The following is a 20,846-nucleotide window of genomic DNA, read 5'->3' as shown; positions in this document are numbered from 1 at the left end:
GATTCGGCGCGCGCGACGCGGCGCATGGTGATGGACTGGCGCGCATGTTCGGGAAGGAAGCGGCCTACAGCCTCGGCGCGTGCCTCAGGCCGAGCCGCTCGACACCGGCCTGGTGAGCGTCGACGTCGCCTTGGCGCCCAGCGTCATCTCGGTGATCCACGACACGAGCAGCGCGCCATAGGCCTGGCGCGATTCCAGGCGCGACAGCGCGTGGTCCGCGCCGGACAAGGTGCGGTAGGTCGCCGAGCGCACGCGCTTGAAGGCGGCGAGGTAGTTCTCGATGACGGGGTGCGGCACGGTCTGGTCGTCTTCCGATTCGACGATGAGCACGTCGCCGGTGAAGGCCGCGCAGGCCGCGAGCGCGCGGTTGTCGTCGGGCCCGACGAGCGTGCGGCGGTAGGCCACGAGGTCGGAGCGGCTCAGCAGGCCCTTGGGCGTGTCCCACTCGCCGTCGCGGTACAGCGCGGGCGCGCGCAGCGCGAGCCAGCGCACGGGCCGCATCGCGCTGACGAGCGCGGCCAGGTAGCCGCCGTAGCTGCTGCCGACAATGGCGACGGCCGCGGGGTCGACGGTCGGGTGGCCCACCAGCGCGTCGTAGGCGGCGAGCACGTCGCGCAGGTTGTCTTCGCGCGTCACCTGCTGGCGCAGCCCTTCATGGCGCGCATGGCCACGCAGGTCGAAGGTCAGGCAGACGCAGCCGAGCGCGGCGATCTCCTGCGCGCGCTTGAGGTACTGCTCCTGGCTGCCGTCCCAGCCGTGCACCAGCAGCACGCCCGGCACCATGCTGGACGCGGCGAACAGCGTGCCCTCGATGTGATGGCCGTCCACGGGAATGTCGATGGAACTATGGCGTGTCGGCATGCGGGGTGGCGGTGGTTTTGATCACCGTGTATTTGCACAGCGGCCCGGTCTCGGGGTCGTTGCCCTGGTAGGCCACGATGGCACCGGCGGGCACGCGGGCGGCCTCGCCGTACACCTCGAAGCAGGACGCGTGCACGCGCTGGCACGCCGGGTCCTGGTGAAAGGCTTCGAGCGCCGCGATCTCCGCGCCCGTGGCGCCACCGACGCGCCACGACTGCTCCAGCACGCCCGAGCGCCAGTCGCCCTGGCCGTCGAGCCCTTGCGCCACGTCGTAGTTCACGCGCGAGGCGAAGAAGTCGGGGTAGCAGTCGATCACCGCGCGGTGGTAGCGCCGCGCCTGCTCGATCGCGCGGCACAGCGGTGGCGGCGGATCGACGCGGGCCAGCAGCGCGTCGAAGTCGCCGCGCACCAGCAGCAGGTCGGAGCCGCCGTAGACCTCCTGCCCGGCGTTGTCGCGCGTGAGGCGCTGTTCGCCGCAGTAGCTGACGAGGCGCTGCGCCACGATCAGCTGCCCGACGCTGTAGGTCTGGGGTTGTTCCAGGTTGGTTTCGAGCACGAGGCCTTCGGTGGCGATCGCGCGGTCGTCCATCGCATCGAGACAGCGCTCGAGCGCATCGATGCCGTCGACCACCTGCTGGCCGCGCCCGCCGGTCGCCGTCACGGGCTTCAGGCGCACGCGGCCGATGTCGAGCAGCGCCCTCCCCGCAACGCGCGCCTCGTCCAGGCTGAAGCAGGTGAAGCCGGGCAAGGCGGCATCGCCGATCTCCACCGCGACGCGCGCCGACCAGCCCAGGGGCCGCACGGCGTCGGGGCCGACGAGCGGATGGCTGATCGCCTTGGTGGCGACGAAGGCATGCGGCACCACGCCGCCGAAGAGGTCGTCCACGCCGGCGATGCCCATGGCGCGCGCCTGGTGCGGGTCGGTGAGCGTGTCGCTCGGCACGAAGTAGAGCGGGTCCGGCCCCGGTTGGCTGGCGTCGTAGGCGCCCGCGAACGCCCAGCCCTGGAGCGCCGCCAGGCGCTGCGCAACGTTGGCGCGCGTGGCGTGCTCGTGTTCGCTGCAGTAGCCCTGCGGACGCACGTCCCAGGTGACGACGCGGCGCGTGGCCGGGCCGGTGGCGGGTTCCGCGGCCATGACGGTGTTCAGGCGCAGGTCCATCGGGGCCTCAGGCGTCGGCCTTCTTGTCCTTGTCCGCATCGCCCGATGGCAGCTTGACCTTCGTGACGGTGACCGACACCGGGTCGCTCGCCGGAAAGGACTCTTCCACGCCGCTGTCGAGCGCTTCCTCGCTGGACGGCTGCTCGGTCGGCTTGGCGGGCTCGGTGGGTGGCTTGCCGTGGTTCTCGGACGTGGGAAACGGAAACTTCTCCGGCGGGTTCTGGTCCAGGCTCGCCGGCTTCGGGTCGGGGGTCTGCTTCGAAGTCATGGGGTCTCCTTGGTGCGATGCACACGGGCTCACATGGCTGCCTCCTCCGGGTTGGCGGCTGCAGTGCCTCCATGTTCTGCGGATCGCGCGGCACGCCGGTCGGAGGGCACAGCGCCTGCGCGTGGGACCCGTCTGGCACCCGCCTGCGCCTCGCTCCGCCTTCGCGCGCGCGTGCGGCCTTGGCCCACACGAAGACCGGGCACTTGGCCGATGCGGCGCGGCCCGAATGCGGGCACACCAGAGGCCATGGCCCGTTCCGACACGCCCCTCGCAACCTACCAGGCGAAGCGCGACTTCGCCGTCACCGACGAACCCGCCGAAGGCGGCAAGGCCCGGCCGCACGCGCCCGCCTTCGTGATCCAGAAGCACGCGGCGCGGCGGTTGCACTACGACTTCCGGCTCGAACTCGACGGCGTGCTGGTATCGTGGGCCGTGCCCAAGGGGCCGAGCCTCGACCCCGCGCACAAGCGCATGGCCGTGCATGTGGAAGACCACCCGCTGTCGTACGCCGGCTTCGAGGGCACGATTCCCGAAGGCCACTACGGCGCGGGCGACGTCATCGTGTGGGACCACGGCACCTGGGAGCCCGTGGGCGATCCGCGCAAGGGCCTGGCCGCGGGCAAGCTCGCGTTCCGGCTGCGTGGCCAGAAGCTCGAAGGGCTGTGGGAACTCGTCAGGATCGCCAAGGGCGGCGAGCGGCAGGAGCCCTGGCTGCTGTTCAAGAAGCGCGATGCCTTCGCGCGCTCGCATGCCGAGTACGACGTGGTGTCCGCGCTGCCCGACAGCGTGGCCGGAGCGCGCAAGACCGCCAAGGCCAAGGCCAAGGCCGCGCCCACATCGCCCGCCTTGCCCGCCACGGGCGCGGTGAAGGCACGCCTGCCCGCCAAACTCTCACCGCAACTCGCGACGCTCGCCACCGGCGTGCCCGAAGGCGCGCCCGGCGACTGGATCTTCGAGATCAAGTTCGACGGCTACCGCCTCATGGCGCGCATCGGCAACGGCAAGGCCCGCCTGCTCACGCGCGGCGGCCACGACTGGAGCGCGAAGCTGCCGAAGCTGGTGGCCGAGCTGGAGCGCCTGGGCATCGGCAACGCCTGGCTCGACGGCGAGATCGTCGTGCCCGACAAAGACGGCACGCCCGACTTCAACGCGCTGCAGAACGCACTCGACCGCGAGCGCGCCGACCCGATCGTGATGTTCCTGTTCGACGTGCCCTTCTTCGAAGGCTTCGACCTGCGCCACGCACCGCTTGCCGAGCGCCGCGGGCTGCTCAAGCAGCTGATGGACGCACGCGCCACGCGCCGCCTGCGCTTCAGCAGCGACTTCGAGGCCGATGTCGACTCGATCCTGCAATCGGCCTGCCGCATGAACCTCGAGGGCGTGATCGCCAAGCGCGCCGACGCGCCGTATGTCTCGCGCCGCAGCGACACCTGGCTCAAGCTCAAGTGCATCCGGCGCCAAGAGTTCGTGGTGTGCGGCTACACGCTGCGCACCGACAGCCCGACGCGCATCGGCAGCCTGATGCTGGGCGTGCACGCAAGGAACGGCGAGCTGGTGTCGGTCGGCGGCGTCGGCACCGGCTGGAACGACCGCGAAGCGCGCGACATCCGCCGCCAGCTCGCCGCGCTCGACACCGACCACGCGCCGTTCACCGGCGGCGAGGCCAAGCCCGGCCGCCGCCGGCCGGGCGGCACGCGGCACTGGGTGAAGCCCAGGCTCGTGGCCGAGGTGCGCTTCGCCGCATGGACGCCGGACGGGCAGGTCCGCCACGCGTCCTTCGTGGCGATGCGCGACGACAAGCCGGCCTCGGAGATCGTGCATGAAGAACCCCGCGACATCGCCCCTGCTTCACGTGCAAAGGGCACGAAGGCCATGAAGACCTCATCGAAGAAAACAGCCTCCACCGTCGGCGGCGTCGCCGTCAGCCACGGCGAGCGCGTGATCGATGCCGCCTCGGGCCGCACCAAGCTCGACCTCGCGCGCTACTACGAATCGGTGGCCGACGACATGCTGCCGCACCTGAAGGGCCGCCCCTGCGCGCTGGTGCGCGGGCCGCAGGGCGTGGGCGGAGAAATCTTCTTCCAGAAGCATGCCGAGAAGGTCCACATCGCCGGCGTGAAGCAGCTCGACCCGGCCCTGTGGCCCGGCCATCCGTCGATGCTCGAGGTCGGCACGCGCGAGGCCTTGCTGAACGCGGCGCAGTTCAACGTGATCGAGTTCCATACCTCGAACGCGACCTCGACGCACTTCGACCGGCCCAACCGCATGATCTTCGACCTCGACCCGGGCGAAGGCACGCCGTGGGCGCATGTGCAGGAAGGCGCGCTGCTGATGCGCACGCTGCTCACCGAGCTGGGCCTGGCGTCATGGCTCAAGACCAGCGGCGGCAAGGGCCTGCACGTGGTCGTGCCGCTGCGCATGCACTACGACAACGACACGGTGAAGGCCTTCTCGCGCGCCATCGTGCAGCACATGGCCCAGGTGATCCCGTCGAAGTTCGTGGCCAAGAGCGGGCCCTCGAACCGCGTCGGCAAGCTCTTTGCCGACTACCTGCGCAACGGCGTGGGCGCGACCACGGTGGCGGCCTACTCGGCGCGGGCGCGGCCCGGCATGGGCGTGTCGATGCCGGTGCGCTGGGACGACCTCGCCGGCCTCAAGAGCGGCGCCCACTGGACCATTTCCACCGCGCGCGAACACCTGTCGTTCCAGTCCGAAGACCCCTGGGCCGACTACTGGACCACGCGCCAGCCGCTGGGCGAGGCGATGAAGCGGCTCGGCTTCAAGCGATAGCCACGAACCCACGAACAAGGAAGGAAGCACACCATGGCCACGAGAACCCTCTGGAAAGGCGCCATCACCTTCGGGCTGGTCCACATCCCCGTGGGCCTGCACACCGCCAGCACCGAACAGGGCATCGACTTCGACTGGCTCGACAAGCGCAGCATGGACCCCGTGGGCTACAAGCGCATCAACAAGCGCACGGGCAAGGAGATCGCGCGCGAGCAGATCGTGAAGGGCTTCGAGTACGAAGACGGCAAGTACGTCGTGATCTCGCCCAAGGAGATCGAGGCCGTCTACCCGCGCACCACGCAGACCATCGAGATCCAGCGCTTTCTCGACGTCGGAGAAATTCCCTTCGTGTACCTGGAGCGGCCCTACTACCTCGCGCCGATCAACAAGGGCCAGAAGGTCTACGCACTGCTGCGCGAGGTGCTGGTGAAGACCGGCAAGGTCGGCCTGGCCAAGGTGGTGATCGCCACCAAGCAGCACCTGGCGCTGCTGATTCCCTTCGGCAAGGTGCTGGTGCTCAACCTGCTGCGCTGGGGTGACGAGATCAAGGACGCCGACGGGCTCGACCTGCCGGCCGCCGGCATCAAGGGCGCGAAGCTGTCGGCCGCCGAGATGAAGATGGCCGAGCAGCTGGTCGGCGACATGTCGGGCCCGTGGAACCCTGACGAATTCAAGGACGAGTTCAAGCACGCCGTGATGAAGATCGTCGAGAAGAAGGTCAAGGCGGGCGACACGGAGACGGTGGTGCAGCCGGAAGAAGAAGCACCTGAGGGCGGCGCCGAGGTGATCGACCTGACCGAGCTGCTCGCGCGCAGCCTGCGCAGCGGCAAGCGCACGCCGCCTGCGGCGAAGAAGCGTGCGGCGAAGTCGACGGCTTCTGCACGCAAGACCGCGCACAAGCCTGCGGCGGCCAAACGCGCGAAGAGCGTGGCCCGCAAGGCGGCTTAGGCTTAACGCCGCGGCGCTTTCGCCGCACCCGGCAGCGCCGCCACGCGCTGCGCCAGGAAGTCGACCAGCACCTGCACGCGCAGCGGCAGCTGCCGGCGCGGCGCATAGAGCAGGTGCAGCTCCTGCGCCGGCCCCGTGTGCCGCGCGAGCACGCGCACCAGCCGCCCCTGCGCCAGCAGGTCCGCGACCATCCACGTGGGTTGCAACGACACGCCCGCGCCCGCGAGCACGCTGTCGAGCAGCGCCACGGCGTTGTTGACGCGGTAGCGGCTGCGCACCGGCACGGCCACCGCGCCGTCGGGGCCCGTGAGCAGCACGCCGTCGTCGCCCGCCGCGTAGCGCAGGTAGTCGTGCACCAGCAGGTCCTGTGGCGTGCGCGGCTTGCCGCGTGCGGCCACGTAGTCCGGTGACGCGACGAGCACGCGCGGCCAGCTGCCCAGGTGGCGCGCGACGAGGTCGGGCGGCAGCGCGCCGCCGACGCGCAGCGAGACGTCGATGCGCTCCTCGCGCGGATCGACGAAGCGGTCGTCGAGCACCAGCTCCAGTTCGATGTCGGGGTACAGCCGCAGGAACTCGACCGCCATCGCGTTGAGGTGCCGCTGCCCCAGCGTGACCGGCGCGCTCAGGCGCAGCAGGCCGCGCGGCTGCTGCACCTGCGCACGCGCATCGGCCACGGCGTCGCCGTAGTCCTCGAGCATGCGGCGCGCGCGTTCGTGAAAGCGCTGGCCCTCCTCCGTGAGGCTCAGGCCGGTGGCCGCGCGCCGCAGCAGCCGCACGCCCAGCGATCGCTCCAGCCCCGCGACGAGCTTGCTCACGGTGGGCTGCGTGGTGTCGAGCGCGCGGGCCGCGCCCGAGAGGCTGCCGATCTCGACGCTGTGCACGAAGGCGGAGAGTGCGCGAAGGGTGTCCATGGGGTCATTCGAATCAGGAATTTGATGCATGCCATTCTGCCTTCTACCCCTCGCGATTCGAATGAAAGAAAGTTCGCCCATCGACACTTCTTTCACCTGAGGACATTCACATGACCGCTTCGCGACTCACCTCCCTCCTGCGCCAGGGCGCGCTCGCCCTTTCCCTCGCGGGCGCCGCCACCGCTTCCATGGCCGCGCCCACTCACTGGAGCCCCAGCTGGATGGCCGCCACCCAGCCGCTGTGGGACGAAAGCTTCGTGCTGCCCCTGGGCATTCCCGCCCGCTTCGAGCGGCAGACGCTGCGCCAGGTGGCGCGCCTGAGCATCGGCGGCACGCGGCTGCGCGTGGTGATCAGCAACGAAGGCGGCACCACGCCGCTGCGCATCGGCGCGGCGCGCGTGGCCCGCCATGCGAGCGGCTCGGCCATCGTCGAAGGCAGCGACCGCGTGCTGCGCTTCAGCGGCCGCAGCGACGTGACGCTGCCGCCCGGTGCGCGCCTCGTGAGCGACCCGGTCGACCTGCCGCTGCCCGCGCTGAGCGAGGTGGCCGTGTCGCTCTACCTGCCGGAATCCAGCCAGCCCGCGGGCTTTCACTTCGACGCGCGGCAGACGCTGTACATCGCCGACGGCGACCTGAGCGCCGCGGCGCGACTGCCGGCCGCCGCCACACCGTGGAGCACGCGCGTCTACGTGAGCGGCCTGATCGTCGAGACGCCGCAAGCGCCCGTCACCGTCGTCGCGCTGGGCGACTCGATCACCGACGGCAACGGCTCGACGCCCGGCGCCCACACGCGCTGGCCCGACGCGCTGGCCGAACGGCTCGCGCCGCGCGGCGTGGGCGTGCTCAACGCCGGCATCTCGGGCGGCCGGCTGCTGAAGGACGGCATGGGCCGCGCGGCGCTCGAACGCGCGGGCCGCGACGTGTTCGCGCAGCCCGGCGTGCGCGCGATGGTCGTGCTGCTGGGCACCAACGACATCGGCTGGCCCGGTGGTCCCTTTGCGCCGCAGGAACCCGCGGTGCGCGCCGAGGCCGTGATCCAGGGCTTTCGCCAGCTGATCGAAATGGCCCACGCCCACAACGTGCGCATCGTGGGCGTCACCATTCCGCCCAATGAACGTGCGCTCGAAGGCACGCCGCTGGCCGGCCACCACTCGCCCGAGAAAGACACCGTGCGCCAGGCCGTCAACCGCTGGATCCGCGAAGGCGGTGCCTTCGATGCGGTGGTCGATGTCGACGCCCTGCTGCGCGACCCGGCCCGGCCGACCCGGCTGAAAGCCGCCATGGATTCGGGCGACCACCTGCATCCCGGCGACGCCGGCTACAAGGCGATGGCGGCGGCCATCGACCTCGACGCCTTGCTGGGCAACGATCTTCGATAGACTGCAAATATACTGTACATAAATACAGTCTTTTCTCTAGAATGGCTCGTCTCCAAGAACAACATTCGAGGCGACGCCATGACCACCGCCAACCCGCCTGCGCCCTCGGCGCAGGTGCTTTTTTTCTCCTCGCGACAGCATCCGTTGCAGTCGCGTTCGCGCACCACCGGCAAGACAGGCCGGATTTCGAACTGGCCCTTCCGCGTGACGCGGGAGCACGGCCACGACGACAGCAACGAACAGGATGACATCCGCGTTCAGGCGGCGCGCGTCATCCGGACGACGGCCGCGCATTGGTGGCCGCCGGAGCCCTGAGCCGCCTTTTCATCCTTCTTCCCCCGGAGAACTGCAATGGACGACTTCAACCGTGGCGATGCGTTTGCGAACGGGCCCGAACCCGACTGGGACTCCCCCGCTTTCGAGAGGCAACGCCACCTTCTCATCGCGCTGTTTCCCGAGCCCGAGGTGCAAGCGGCGATCGAAGCGCACCGCAAGGAATGGATCTGGCCCAAGGGCCACTACTTTCCTCGCAGCCCGCGACTGCACCTGACGCTCCACTGCTTCGGCGACCAGTCCAAGGAGGTCGAGAAACGCCTGCGTGAAGCGCTCGCCCAGGTTCGGGTGCGGCCCATGAGCCTCGTGCTGGACAGCTCCCGCACATGGCGCAACGACATCGCGGTGCTGCAGCCCGCCGAGCACGGCGCCTTGCGCACCCTGCATGCGGACATCGGCCGTGCCGTCCAGAAGGCGGGCATCGTCACGGAAACGCCGACGTTCACACCGCACATCACCATCGCCCGCCGCACCGAGGGCGCGGCCTACCCGATGCGCCTGCCGCCGATCCCGTGGCGCGTGAGGAAATTCCTGCTCGTGCGCTCGTTCACTTCGCATCCCGTCGAGCACAAGGTGCTGGCCACCTACGAGGCCGACGAAGAAGACAAAGAAGACGCCGTCTGACAACGGCGGGCCGGCTTTCGTGGCCTTATCGGGTGAGACAATTTTCGGCGCCCATCGAACCCACGCCACGCCCGCCGCATGCTGACACCACCCGATATCGCCCCCGACGCCATTCAAGCGCGTCTCGCCGAAACCTACGGCCTGCAGGCGACACGCGCCGAGTTCCTGCCGCTGGGCGCCGACGTCGATTCGGCCGCGTTCCGCATCGAGGCATCGGACGGCCGCACGTACTTCCTCAAGCTGCGCCGAGGCGGCTTCACACCCGCCGTGGTCGACGTGCCGGCCGTGCTGCACCACACCTATGACATCGACGCCGTGATGGCCCCGCTGCTCACGCGCACGCGGCGACTCAGCGTGCAGGACCATGGCTTCGACTGGGCGCTCTACCCCTTCTTCGACGGCGTCGACGGCTTCACGCGCACGCCGACCGACCGGCAATGGACCTTGCTCGGCACCGCGCTGAGCGCCATCCACCGCACCGAGCTGCCCGAATCGCTGCGGGCGGGCCTGCCGCGCGAAAGCTACTCGCACCACTGGCGCGAAGGCGTGCGCCGCTACCAGCGCCGCTTCATCAACGGCGTGGCGGGCGACGATCTGGTGGCGCACTTCCTCGCCTTCTGGGAGGCGCACGACGAAGAGATCGATTCGATCGTCTACCGCAGCGAACAGCTTGCCTCGATCCTGCTCGAGAAGTCGCTGCCGCAGGTGCTGTGCCATGCCGACCTGCATGCAGGCAACGTGCTGCTGGGCGACGACGATCGCCTGTGCATCGTCGACTGGGACACGCTGATCCTCGCGCCGAAGGAGCGCGACCTGATGTTCATCGGCGGCGGGGTCGGCGGCGTGTGGAACCAGCCGCGCGAAGAAGCGCTGTTCTTCCAGGGCTACGGCACGAGCGAGGCGGTCGATACGCTCGCCCTCGCCTACTACCGCCACGAACGCATCGTGCGCGACCTGCTCGAGTTCTGCGACCAGATGTTCGACCCGCAGGCCAGCCGCGAAGACCGCGAGGAAGGCCTGCGCCAGATGGCGAGCCAGTTCGAGCCGGGCAACGTGGTCGCCGTCGCGCACCGCGATTACGACGCCATCACCTGACGAGCATCCGTCAGATCAGCAGGTCCTGCGCGTCGTCCTCGAAGCCCGCCACGGGCTGCGCCTTGGCCAGCGCCAGCCAGACCGAAAAAGGAATGCGCTCGAAGGCGCGGTGCACCGCGGCGCGCGCCACCACGAGGCGCTCGCCCTCGAGCACCATCACGCCGCATTCGGCCGGGATCTCGTCGGGCGACGCGATGCAGCGGCCCTTGGCGTCGTTGCCCAGCACGTACCAGCACTCGCCGCCCAGGTCGAGATAGGCCGCGCGCTTGTCGGGCTTGCGCAGGTCGCCCAGCAGGTCGGCGCGGCTGACCTTCACCTCGTGCACGATGGGATGCGCATAGGCCTCGACGCTGGTGTTGCGGATCGAGAACACGTCGGGCCGCGCCATGCACCAGCGCGGCTTGCCGCCCTCTTCCAGCGGCGGCAGCCGGGCGCGCAGGCCCAGGCCGCGCCAGGCGATGCGGCCGCCGCGCGTCATCTCGCGCGCCACGCGCTCCACCAGCGCCTCGTGCGGCGACAGCGCCGCGCGGTTGACGGTGAGCGTGGTGGCGATGCGCGCAATCCCCGCGTCGGTCACGCGCAGCGTCTCGTGCCCCAGCGCGCTGCGCACGCGTTCGAGAAAACCGCCCGCGAGCAGTTCGACCTCGATGGTGTCGCAGCAGGGCCAGCCGGCCGAGCGGTAGATCTCGCGCAGGCGCCGTGCGTGCGGCTTGCCGAAGGGCACGGCCGTCTGCAGGGGCGGTGGGTCGGTCACCGGCGGCGGAAAACCGGGGTCCGTCACCGGGGGCATGACCGGCGGCGGATCGCCTTCGGGCGGCAGCACGGGCGGCGGCGGTGGTGGCATGGGCACATCGGGCGCGGGCGGCGGCGGGCCGATCGGCGTGGCGACGACCTCATCGGCAAGGGCAAATCCGGCGGTTGCGGCGAGTGCGGACATGGGAGGAACAGGTTAGCGAAAAGTGAGGGGCGGCGCGAGGCATGGAACGATCGGTTGCATTCGCAATGCCTCAGTGGAAGTCGCGGCTGGTGTTGCTCTGCGCCAGCCGGCCCAGCAGCGGCGTGAGGTCCTTGAAGCCGGTGGCGATCAGGTGCTGCACCTTGCCGCCGCTGTCGTCGTCGCGCTGCCAGGTGCCCTGCACCGCGAGCAGGTGCGACTTGAGCAGCGGCTCGCGCCAGGCCTCGATGACGTGGCTCCACACGATCACGTTGACGTTGCCGGTCTCGTCCTCCAGCGTGACGAAGATGGTGCCGTTGGCGGTGCCGGGCCGCTGCCGGCCCTTGACGATGCCGCAGGCGCGTACGGTCTGGCCACTGCGCGCGGCGCGCAACTCCACCGCGCTCAGGAGCCGCATGCGCGCCAGACGCGGGCGCAGCAGCGCGAGCGGATGGCGGCGCAGCGTGAGGCCCAGCGCCGCGTAGTCGCCGACGATCTCTTCGCCCTCGGGCGCGGCGGGCAACAGCAGCGCCTGTTCGTGGATCGGCACGCCCTTGAGCAGGGCCGACGAGCGATGCTGCGCCGTGGCATCCCACACCTGCTGGCGCCGATGGCCCGAGAGCGACATCAGCGCATCGGCCGCCGCGAGCGCGGCCATGTCCTTGCCTTCGAGTTCGGCGCGCAGGGCCAGGTCTTCGGTGCTGGTGAAAGGCGCTTGTGCGCGCGCTGCGAGCAAACGCCTGGCGCCGGCTTCGCTGAGGCTCAGGACCCGGTTCAGGCCCAGCCGCACCGCCGGCTGGTTCTCGTTGCCCAGGCGCTCGGCGTAGCGCGTGTCGGTGCCAGGCGGCATGCGCGGCGCATCGGCCGTACGGGCTTCGAGCGTGGTGTCGATCTCGCTGCACGTGACGTCGACCGGCCGCACCTCGACGCCATGGCGGCGCGCGTCCTGCACCAGCTGCGAGGGGCTGTAGAAGCCCATCGGCTGCGAGTCGAGCAGTGCGGCGAGGAAGCAGGCGGGTTCGTAGTTCTTGAGCCAGCTGCTGATGGTGACCAGCAGCGCGAAGCTCGCTGCGTGGCTTTCGGGAAAGCCGTAATCACCAAAGCCCATGATTTGCTTGAAGATGGCTTCGGCGAAGGCTTCCTTGTAGCCGTTGTCCTTCATGCCATCGACGAGCTTCTTGTGGAACTTCCCGAGTCCGCCCTTGCGCTTCCATGCAGCCATGGCGCGCCTCAGCTGATCGGCCTCGTCTGCCGTGAACTTGGCCGCGATCATCGCGATCTGCATCACCTGCTCCTGGAAGATCGGAATGCCCAAGGTCCGCTCCAAGGCAGGTCGGAGTTCTTCCTTTTCGTAGGTGATCGGCAAGCCCTTGGCCACACGCTCACGCTGCTTGAGGTACGGATGCACCATGCCACCTTGAATGGGCCCGGGCCGCACGATCGCCACCTCGATCACCAGGTCCTCATACGTCTGCGGCTTCAGGCGCGGCAGCATCGACATCTGCGCGCGGCTCTCGATCTGGAACACGCCGATGGTGTCGGCGTCGCAGATCATGTCGAACACGTTGGGGTCGTCGTTGGGGATGTGGTGCATCTCCATCATCGAGCCCCGCCAGCGGTTCATGTGATCGAGCCCGCGGCGAATCGCACTGAGCATGCCCAGCGCGAGCACGTCGACCTTGAGCATGCCCATGGCTTCGAGGTCGTCTTTCTCCCACTGGATGACGGAACGGTCTTTCATCGACGCCTTCTCGACCGGCACCAGCCGCGTGAGCTTGGTGTGCGTGAGCACGAAGCCGCCGACGTGCTGGCTCAGGTGGCGCGGAAAGCCCTTGAGCTTTTGCGTGTGCTCGATCCACTGCATCAGCTTGAGCCGGTCTTCCTTCACCCCGACGCGCGCGGCAGCCTTGTCGAGCTGCTCGCCAAGCACGGTGTCGTCGAACCAGTAGTGGTCCTTGGCGAACTCGTCGACCAGCCGCTCGTCGATGCCGATGGCCTTGCCAACGTCGCGCAAGGCGCTGCGCGAGCGGTAGCAGATGACGACGGCGGCGATGGCGGCGCGCTCGCGGCCGTACTTCTCGTAGATGTACTGGATGACTTCTTCGCGCCGCTGGTGCTCGAAGTCGACGTCGATGTCGGGCGGTTCCTTGCGGTGGCGGCTCAGGAAGCGCTCGAACAGCAGGTGGCCTTTCTCGGGGTCGATTGCGGTGATTTCGAGGCAATAGCAGACAGCGGAATTGGCCGATGACCCGCGACCCTGGCAAAGAATTTTCTGTGAGCGCGCAAAGCGGACGATGTTCTCTACGGTGAGGAAGAACATCTCGTATTCAAGCTCCCTGATCAGGTCCAGCTCTTTCTGCACCTGGGCTCGCACGCCATCAGGAATCCCGTTCGGGTAGCGCCTTTGCGCCCCTTCCCACGTCTTGCGCGCCAGCGTCTGCGTCGCCGTCTCGTTGCTGCCCAGCGTTTCCAGCGGGTACTTGTAGGTCTCGCGGATCACCTCGGGATCGAAGCGGCACCGCTGCGCCACCGCCAGCGTGTTCGCCAGCATCGCGGGCAGGTACAGCTCGGCCAGTCGCACCCGCTGGCGCAGGTGCCGCTCGGCGTTCGACTGCAGCGCGAAGCCGCACTCGGCCACCGTGCGGCCTTCGCGTACCGCCGTGAGCACGTCGTGCAGCGGCTTGCGCCCGCGCGCGTGCATGTGCACGTCGCCGGCCGCGACCAGCGGCACGCCGGCCTGCTCGCCCGCCTGCATCAGCGTGACGAGCCAGAGGTCGTCGTCGAGTTCGTTGAACAGCGCCACGGCCAGCCAGAGGTTGTCGCCGTACAGCGCCCTGGCCGCCGCCAGGTCCTCCTGCACGGTGGCCGCATCCGGCATGCCTCCCGGCGGACGGTGCGGCACGAAAAGCACCTGGCAGCGCTGCAGCGAGGCGACGTCGCTCGTGTCCCAATCGACGCGGTACTCGCCCTTGGGCAGCTCGGTGTTGCGCGCGGCGGTGATGAACTCGCAGAGGTTGCCCCAGCCCTCGGTGTCGTTCGCGATCACCACGAGCTTGAAGCGCTCGAAGCGGAACTCGCTGCCGAACAGCAGACGGAATTCGGGGTGGCGCGGGATCGGCGGTTCGTCCGGGTGCTCGCGCTCGTAGGTGTCCAGCTTGACGGGCAGATCGCGCAACGCGACATGCGCGCGCACGATGCCGGCCACCGAGCACTCGTCGGTGATGGCCAGCGCCGCATAGCCGAGGTGGTAGGCGCGCTCGACCACCTCTTCGGGCGTCGACGCGCCGCGCTGGAAGCTGAAGTTCGTGAGGCAGTGCAGCTCGGCATAGCCGGGCAGGCCCGGCGCCGGGCGCAGCCGCTGCGGCAGCACATGCACCTTGGCGGGCTGGCGCTTGCGCTCTTCCTTGCCGCTCAGGTCAGGCATAGAAGCCTTGCAGGTACCAGCGCACCTCGCCCGACGAAAAGCGCGTGGCGGGCCGCTCGCGAAAGATCCACACCAGGCCGGCCTCGGGGCTTTCGGCCACGTAGTAGTCGCGCATCGCGGGCTGGCCGCCGTCTTCTTCACCGCCCCACCAGCCGGCCTCGACGCGCTGCGGCCCGACCAGCTTGCGCAGCGGCCCGCAGTAGCACGGGCGCTCGCCGTCCATCTCGAGCCGCAAGGGCTCGGGCAGCAGCCAGGGCGGGTAGATCGCATCGGGCTGCGAGGCGGCGTCCTTGCGGGCCTTGTCGGGTGCAGGCGTTTTCTCTTTTTGCAGCGCGGGCCGCCACCGCTGCTGGCGCTCGGGCCGGTGGTCGGCCTGCGCGAGCGGCACCACCACCTGGTCGGCGCCGAGCCGCACGCTGAGCCGTTCGACCATCTCGTGCAGCTTGTCGCCCTTGCGGTTGTCTTCGGGCAGGAAGCTCGTGCTGGCGCCGGCCAGCGGATCGGTTTCGAGCGTGCGCAGCTTCAGCCAGCTCGCGGGCGCGGCCAGCGTGGTGAGCGCGAGTTTTTCGGACAGCAGGCGGCGCAGGTGCGCCATGTCCTGCGTGGGCTCGGCCGTGCGCACGGTGAGCTGCTGGTGCGGCGGCAGGGTCACGCCGTTGAGGCGCCGCAGGTCGAGCGTCCACTGCAGCTCGAGCGCGCGCGCGCCGCGCTGGCGGGCGCGCAGCCAGATCTGCAGCGCCGAGAGCAGGCGGTTGGCCGACCACATGAGTTCGGGCCCGGTCTCGGCCAGCGCGGGCAGTTCGAGCTTCTGCTCGAACACGTCGGGCAGCGTGAGCCAGGCGTGGCTTTCGGGGCGCAGGCCCCAGGCGATGTCGAGCGCCTCACGCAGCCCGGCACCGAAGCGCCGCGCCAGCCCGCCGCGCGGCAGCGCCGCCACCTCGCCCCAGGTGCGGCAGCCCAGGCGCGCGAGCAGGTCGAGGTGGCCCTGCGCGGCCGTCAGCGTGTCCAGCGGCAGGCCGGCCGGCACGTCGGCGGGCCGGTGCTCGTTGCGCGCGAACAGGCGCAGCCGCGCCAGCGCGATCAGGCTGGTGGCGCCCTGCGCGCCGCGCATGCGCGCGTCGGGCGCGGGGTTGAGGGCCAGCAGCTGGCGCATCAGCGGCGCGCGACCGCCCCACAGGCGCTCGCAGGCCGAGACCTCGAGCATCAGCGCCTCGTCCTGCCAGGCGACGTGCGGCGTGAACTGCAGCGCCCACCAGCCCAGGGCTTCGGGCGGGGGCATGTCGGGGGCGTCGGCGTCCTCGGTTTCAGACGACCACTGCAAGGCGATCCAGTGCATCCGGGCCTCCTTTCCATGCGTCGATGCGCACCACCGTGGCCGACGGCGCGGCGGCCGGCGTCACGGCCGGCTGCAGGCGCAGCTGGCGCCGCACGCGGGCGGCGGCCAGCAACGCGCTCATGCGGGCATTGCGCGCCGGCACCCGCACCGGCGCGGCCAGCGGCGGCCCCCGGCGCTTGAGCAGGTGCAGCGCGATCTGCGCCGGGTCGTCCGGGCAGCGCTCGGCGCGCAGGCGCAGACGCGCGGGCGAGGCCGACAGCGCCACCGACTCGGGCCGGCACACGAACAGCAGCACCTCGTGCTGCGCGGCGGCCAGCTGCAGCCGCCGCAGCTCGCCCACGCGGGCCTGCGGCAGCCAGGCGACGACGGCAGCGATCTCGGCGCAGCGCAGCGCCTGCTCGCAGGCCCACAGCCGCGCGGCCGGGGCGTCGCTGCGCACGCACATCAGCGCCTCCACCGGCAAGCCCTGCGCCGCCAGCGCGGTGCCGCAGGGTTCGTAGGGTGCGCCGACCAGCACCACCGGCCCGCCGCGCGCTTCCACGGCCTGCGCCAGCGCGGGCAGCAGCAGGCGCCAGACATGGGCCTCGGGCGTGGCCTGCAGCAGCTCCGTCATCGCGCCCACGGGCCAGCCGCCGCCGGGCAGCTCGGCGTCGAGCGCGGCATGCCCGGTGGCCACGACCTGCGCGTCGGCCAGGCCGAGTTCGTCGGCGTGCCAGACGCCGCGGCCCGCGGCGGTGGAAAAGGAGTCGAGGAAAGGGAGGCCCATGATTGCAGTTGTTAACTGTATTTTTATACAGTATTTCCCAGGTCGCAACCAGCGATCGATTTACCTGCGAAGGCCCGCGCCTTAAGATCGGTTTATTAACAATTAGTGACCATGAGACACAAAAAGATTCACCTGCGGTTTCTGGCCCTCGCCGCCCTCGTCTTCGCGGGGGCGCCCGCCTCGGCCCAGCCCGCCAAGCCGCTCCTGATCGGCCAGACCTACGTGCAGACCGGCCCGCTCGCATCGCTGTCGACCGAGCCGCTGGTGGGCATCCGTGCCATGTTCACCGCGCTGAACGCGAGCGGCGGCGTCAACGGCCGCCCGGTCGAGCTGCGCCAGCTCGACGACGCCTACGACCCCGCCAAGGGCGCCGAGAACGTCAAGACCTTCGCGCGCGACGGCGCTGTGGGCGTGCTGATGCCCATCGGCACCTCGTCGGCGGTCGGCGCGCTGAAGGCGGCCAACGAGCTGAAGATTCCCGTCGTCGGCCCGTACACGGGCGCGGGCCCGGTGGTGAAGTTCAGCGAGTTCGGTTTTCCGGTGCGCATCAGCTTTGACGAGGAATACAGCCGCATCGTGAACCACCTGTTCACCATCGGCCTGTCGCGCATCGCCTTCGCGCACAACGACAACCCCGGCGCGCGCTCGGCGATGGAGAGCACGCAGAAGTTCATTGCCGAACGCGGCGACAAGATGGTCGGCAGCGTGGCCATCAAGAACGACGGCTCCGACGCGGCCGAACGCGCCGCCGAGCTGGCCAAGCTCAAGCCCAAGGCCGTGGTGCTGTCGGCCACCAACGACGTGGCGGCGAAATTCATCGCGGCCTACCGCGCGACCGGCGGCGAGACGGCCTTCTATTCGTTCTCCTTCCTGAACGGGCAGAAGCTGTTCCAGGACATCAAGAAGGACGCGGCCGGCGTGGTCATCTCGCAGGTCGTGCCCTATCCGTGGAACAGCGCGATGCCGGTGATTGCCGAGTACCAGGCGGCGATGAAGAAGATCGGCATGACCGAGTTCAGCTACGCCAGCCTGGAGGGCTACGTCACGGCCAAGGTCATGGTCGAAGGCCTGAAGCGCGCGGGCGCCAACCCGACGCCCGAGTCGCTGCAGAAGGGCCTGGAGTCGTTCAAGACGCTGGACCTCGGCGGCATCGCCGTGTCGTACCGGCCCGGCGAGCACCGCGGGCTGACCTTCTCCGAGCTGTCGATGCTCAAGGCCGACGGGCGCTACCTGCGCTGAGCCCTTCCGCCCGCCGGCCTCGCGGGCGCAGAATTTCGTTCGTGACGACGCCCCTCACGAACGCACACCCTTACGCCCTCACGCGCGCCCGGCTGCTCCGACTGGGCGCAGCCCTGTGCGCAGGTGCCGCGCTCCCCTCCTTCGCCCAGCAGCCACCCCGCAGGCCCGCGATGCAGATGACCACCCGCCCCATTCCCTCCACGAAGGAAGCCCTGCCGGTCGTCGGCTGCGGCACCTGGATCGGCTTCGACCAGCGCCCCGGCACCGACGAGTACCAGCGCCTGCCCGGCGTGCTCGACGCGCTCTTCGCGGCCGGCGGCACGGTGATCGACAGCTCGCCGATGTACGGCCGCTCCGAGGAAACCACCGGCGAACTGCTGGCCGCCGCCAGGCCGGGCGCCAAACCCTTCCTCGCGACCAAGGTCTGGACCTCGGGCCGCGAAGCCGGCATCGCGCAGATGGAGCAATCGTTCGCGCGGCTGCGCACGAAAGAGATCGACCTGATGCAAGTGCACAACCTCGTCGACTGGCGCATTCACCTCGCCACGCTGCGCGGCTGGAAGGAGAAGGGCCGCGTGCGCTACATCGGCATCACCCACTACACCGCCTCGGCCTACGACGAAGTCGAGGCCGTGCTGCGCGCCGAGACGCTCGACTTTCTGCAGATCAACTACTCGCTCGATGCGCGCGATGCCGAACAGCGCCTGCTGCCGCTCGCGGCCGAGCGCGGCGTGGCGGTGATCGTCAACATGCCCTTCGGCGGCGGTGGCCTGCTGCGGCGCCTGCGCGACAAGCCGCTGCCCGCCTGGGCCGGCGAGATCGGCTGCACGAGCTGGGCGCAGGTGCTGCTGAAGTTCGTGCTGAGCCACCCGGCGGTGACATGCACGATCCCGGGCACGAGCCGTGCGGAGCACATGGCCGACAACGCCGCGGCCGGGGTCGGGGTCGGGGTCGGCACCTTCCCCGATGCGGCCTTCTGGCGCCAGCATGCAGGCGCGCTGGGCCTGTGAACCTCAGCCGAAGAACTTCACCAGCTGCGCGTTGACCGCGTCGGCGCGCTCGTACTGCACCCAGTGCCCCGCGCCGTCGATCACCACGCCTTCGCGGCCGGGGCCTTCGCTGGCCAGTTGCGCCACCAGCGGACGCGAATCGGCGGTGACGTCGAACTCGCCCCACAGCAGCAGCGTCGGCACGCCCAGCGTGTCGATCGCGGCCTGCAGCCCGCCCGAGAGCGACACCTCCTTGCTGCGAAAGCGCGTGCCGTGGCACGAGAGGTCGTGGATCTCGAAGGCCAGCGGGTCGATGGCGGCGGGCGCATGCAGCATCAGCGCGCCCAGGTTGTGCATGAGCGCGGCGCGCTCGGTCTCGCGGTCGGGGGCGGCGCGCCAGTTGATCATCTCGACCGTCATGCGGCGCAAGGTGCCATGGCCGCCGCTGCCCATCAGCGCCAGCCGGCGGATGGCGCCGCGCCGCACCGCGAAGCGCGCGGCGGTGAGCCCGCCGAACGAGAAGCCGCCCAGGTCGATGGGCGTGCCGGCGCCGATGAGCGCATCGAGCGTGCCGCCGAGCGCGGCCAGGAGCGGCACCAGGGCGTCTTCGCCGGGCGCCACGCGTGGCAGCGCGTCGGAATCGTGAAAGCCGGGCATGTCGGGCAGGAGCAGCGTGCGCTGCGCCGACAGCGCCTCGGCATTGCGCAGCCAGTGCATCCAGCTGCCGTGGCCGCCGTGCAGCAGCACGATGGGCGGCTTCGTCGTGTCGGTGCCGAAGCGGCGCCAGCGCACGCGAATGCCGTCGTGCACCGGGTCGTGCGAGGTGGACAGGGCTTCGATGCGGGCGATCTGGCGCCGGGCTTCGGCGGATTCGTCGGGGGTGGGAAGAGCGGGCGTGGGCATGGCTTCATTCTGCCGCGCGGCCCGCGTGCCTTCAGGCCGTGCCGAACCGGTAGCTCGACACCACGAGCCCGCCCATGAAGGCGTCCTCGTGGTAGACGCGCTCGCCGACGTCGCCCTCGGCCGCACCCACCGCGACCATCAGCGGAATCAGGTGCTCCTCGCGCGGGTGCGCCATGCGCGCCGACGGGGCCGAGGCCCAGTCCTGCAGGCGTTGCACGCGCGCCTGCGGCGTGGCCTGCACAGCCGTCTCGTCGAGCCAGTCGCCGAAGGCCTTCGACACGCCGTGCGCCTGCGGGCCGAAGTTGCGCAGGTTGTGATAGCTCAGGCCGCTGCCGACGATGAGCACGTTCTCGTCGCGCAGTGGCGCGATGGCGCGGCCCAATGCCAGGTGCTCGGCCGGGTCGAGCCCGCGCCGCAGCGACAGCTGCACCACCGGCACCTCGGCGTTCGGGTACATCGCGGCCATCGGCGAGAACATGCCGTGGTCGTAGCCGCGCTCGGGATCGATCTGCGCCGGCAGGCCGGCGGCGGCGATCAGCGATTGCACGCGCTGCGCGAGTTCGGGCGAACCGGGCGAGGCGTAGCGCACCTCGTAGGTGTGGGCCGGGAAGCCGCCGTAGTCGTAAATCATCGGCGGCTTGGGGTTGCCCTGCACCGTGAACACGGGCGACTCCCAGTGCGCCGAGACCATGAGGATGGCGGCCGGCGTGCGGCCGATCTGGCGCGGCATGTCGGCCAGCGAGGCAGCGAGCTGGTCGTAGGTGGCGCCCATCTCCTTCTTCATCCAGGGCCAGGGGCCGCCGCCGTGCGAGATGAAGTACGTGGGCAGGCGGGAAAGCGTGGTGTTGTCGTGGGTCAAGTCGATGCTCCTTGAAGGCGTTGGATCG

The 20,846-nt window shown here is 70.0% G+C and carries 18 protein-coding genes; 8 read left to right on the top strand and 10 right to left on the bottom strand.

Going from position 1 to position 20,846, the window contains the following annotated elements; genetic code table 11:
• Nucleotides 1-84: 84 nt before the first annotated feature.
• The 3 genes from AC1RAA_RS01705 to AC1RAA_RS01695 are packed head-to-tail and all read right to left on the bottom strand — an operon-like array spanning nucleotide 85 to nucleotide 2,288.
• Nucleotides 85-861: an alpha/beta hydrolase family protein gene (locus AC1RAA_RS01705; protein ID WP_354347656.1), complete on the bottom strand. Its 777-nt coding sequence runs from the start codon at nucleotides 859-861 to the stop codon at nucleotides 85-87.
• Nucleotides 845-2,020 (bottom strand): DUF3182 family protein, encoded by a 1,176-nt coding sequence (locus AC1RAA_RS01700; RefSeq protein ID WP_492726175.1) that lies wholly within the window; start codon nucleotides 2,018-2,020, stop codon nucleotides 845-847. Before AC1RAA_RS01700 ends, AC1RAA_RS01705 begins: the two co-directional genes overlap by 17 nt.
• A 7-nt stretch (nucleotides 2,021-2,027) precedes the next feature.
• Nucleotides 2,028-2,288 carry a hypothetical protein gene (locus tag AC1RAA_RS01695; protein ID WP_492726173.1) on the bottom strand — a complete coding sequence of 87 codons (261 nt, stop codon included), beginning with the start codon at nucleotides 2,286-2,288 and terminating at the stop codon, nucleotides 2,028-2,030.
• 246 nt (nucleotides 2,289-2,534) lie between these two features.
• Here AC1RAA_RS01695 and ligD point away from each other — a divergent pair, with 246 nt between their 5' ends.
• Both ligD and ku read left to right on the top strand, forming a co-directional pair.
• Nucleotides 2,535-5,078, top strand: coding sequence for a DNA ligase D (ligD, locus tag AC1RAA_RS01690; RefSeq protein WP_492726171.1), 2,544 nt, complete (start codon nucleotides 2,535-2,537; stop codon nucleotides 5,076-5,078).
• Nucleotides 5,079-5,111: 33 nt separating this feature from the next.
• The gene (gene ku, locus AC1RAA_RS01685) at nucleotides 5,112-6,026 is read left to right on the top strand and encodes a non-homologous end joining protein Ku (RefSeq protein ID WP_095947520.1); all 915 of its coding nucleotides are present in this window, start codon (nucleotides 5,112-5,114) and stop codon (nucleotides 6,024-6,026) included.
• 2 nt (nucleotides 6,027-6,028) lie between these two features.
• Here the strand turns inward: ku and AC1RAA_RS01680 are convergent, their stop codons facing one another.
• Nucleotides 6,029-6,937: a LysR family transcriptional regulator gene (locus AC1RAA_RS01680; RefSeq protein WP_492726170.1), complete on the bottom strand. Its 909-nt coding sequence runs from the start codon at nucleotides 6,935-6,937 to the stop codon at nucleotides 6,029-6,031.
• A gap of 110 nt (nucleotides 6,938-7,047) precedes the next feature.
• Here AC1RAA_RS01680 and AC1RAA_RS01675 point away from each other — a divergent pair, with 110 nt between their 5' ends.
• The 4 genes from AC1RAA_RS01675 to AC1RAA_RS01660 all read left to right on the top strand — a co-directional run bounded on the left by AC1RAA_RS01675 (nucleotide 7,048) and on the right by AC1RAA_RS01660 (nucleotide 10,368).
• Complete coding sequence (locus tag AC1RAA_RS01675) at nucleotides 7,048-8,316, top strand: SGNH/GDSL hydrolase family protein (protein ID WP_492726168.1); 1,269 nt, start codon at nucleotides 7,048-7,050, stop codon at nucleotides 8,314-8,316.
• A 78-nt stretch (nucleotides 8,317-8,394) separates the two neighbouring features.
• Nucleotides 8,395-8,631, top strand: coding sequence for a hypothetical protein (locus tag AC1RAA_RS01670; RefSeq protein WP_070059288.1), 237 nt, complete (start codon nucleotides 8,395-8,397; stop codon nucleotides 8,629-8,631).
• Between the two features lie 36 nt (nucleotides 8,632-8,667).
• Nucleotides 8,668-9,273: an RNA 2',3'-cyclic phosphodiesterase gene (thpR, locus tag AC1RAA_RS01665; protein WP_492726166.1), complete on the top strand. Its 606-nt coding sequence runs from the start codon at nucleotides 8,668-8,670 to the stop codon at nucleotides 9,271-9,273.
• 78 nt (nucleotides 9,274-9,351) lie between these two features.
• Nucleotides 9,352-10,368 (top strand): phosphotransferase enzyme family protein, encoded by a 1,017-nt coding sequence (locus tag AC1RAA_RS01660; protein ID WP_492726164.1) that lies wholly within the window; start codon nucleotides 9,352-9,354, stop codon nucleotides 10,366-10,368.
• A gap of 10 nt (nucleotides 10,369-10,378) precedes the next feature.
• On the opposite strand, the gene AC1RAA_RS01655 is transcribed toward AC1RAA_RS01660, so the two are convergent.
• The 4 genes from AC1RAA_RS01655 to imuA form a co-directional block, all read right to left on the bottom strand.
• Entirely contained in the window at nucleotides 10,379-11,305 is a 927-nt protein-coding gene (locus tag AC1RAA_RS01655) for a hypothetical protein (protein WP_492726162.1), read from the bottom strand.
• 70 nt (nucleotides 11,306-11,375) lie between these two features.
• Complete coding sequence (locus AC1RAA_RS01650) at nucleotides 11,376-14,726, bottom strand: error-prone DNA polymerase (RefSeq protein WP_492726160.1); 3,351 nt, start codon at nucleotides 14,724-14,726, stop codon at nucleotides 11,376-11,378.
• A complete protein-coding gene (locus tag AC1RAA_RS01645) occupies nucleotides 14,719-16,062 on the bottom strand; it encodes a Y-family DNA polymerase (RefSeq protein WP_307693944.1) in 1,344 nt (447 codons plus the stop codon). Before AC1RAA_RS01645 ends, AC1RAA_RS01650 begins: the two co-directional genes overlap by 8 nt.
• Nucleotides 16,031-16,828 carry a translesion DNA synthesis-associated protein ImuA gene (imuA, locus tag AC1RAA_RS01640; RefSeq protein ID WP_307693945.1) on the bottom strand — a complete coding sequence of 266 codons (798 nt, stop codon included), beginning with the start codon at nucleotides 16,826-16,828 and terminating at the stop codon, nucleotides 16,031-16,033. Before imuA ends, AC1RAA_RS01645 begins: the two co-directional genes overlap by 32 nt.
• 111 nt (nucleotides 16,829-16,939) lie before the next feature.
• On the opposite strand from imuA, the gene AC1RAA_RS01635 reads away from it, so the two are divergent.
• Nucleotides 16,940-18,067, top strand: a complete 1,128-nt coding sequence (locus AC1RAA_RS01635; RefSeq protein WP_492726158.1) for an ABC transporter substrate-binding protein — start codon at nucleotides 16,940-16,942, stop codon at nucleotides 18,065-18,067.
• 170 nt (nucleotides 18,068-18,237) lie between these two features.
• A complete protein-coding gene (locus tag AC1RAA_RS01630) occupies nucleotides 18,238-19,077 on the top strand; it encodes an aldo/keto reductase (RefSeq protein WP_492726156.1) in 840 nt (279 codons plus the stop codon).
• A 3-nt stretch (nucleotides 19,078-19,080) separates the two neighbouring features.
• Here the strand turns inward: AC1RAA_RS01630 and AC1RAA_RS01625 are convergent, their stop codons facing one another.
• On the bottom strand, nucleotides 19,081-19,959 hold the full coding sequence (locus tag AC1RAA_RS01625) for an alpha/beta fold hydrolase (protein WP_492726154.1): 879 nt from the start codon (nucleotides 19,957-19,959) through the stop codon (nucleotides 19,081-19,083).
• 31 nt (nucleotides 19,960-19,990) lie between these two features.
• On the bottom strand, nucleotides 19,991-20,818 hold the full coding sequence (locus AC1RAA_RS01620) for a DODA-type extradiol aromatic ring-opening family dioxygenase (protein ID WP_492726152.1): 828 nt from the start codon (nucleotides 20,816-20,818) through the stop codon (nucleotides 19,991-19,993).
• Nucleotides 20,819-20,846 lie beyond the last annotated feature (28 nt).

The sequence above is a fragment of the Variovorax sp. GW823-FHT04F07 genome (assembly GCF_058795995.1).
Note: the sequence above shows the minus strand (reverse complement) of the source record. Positions and strands in the feature narration are given on the sequence as shown.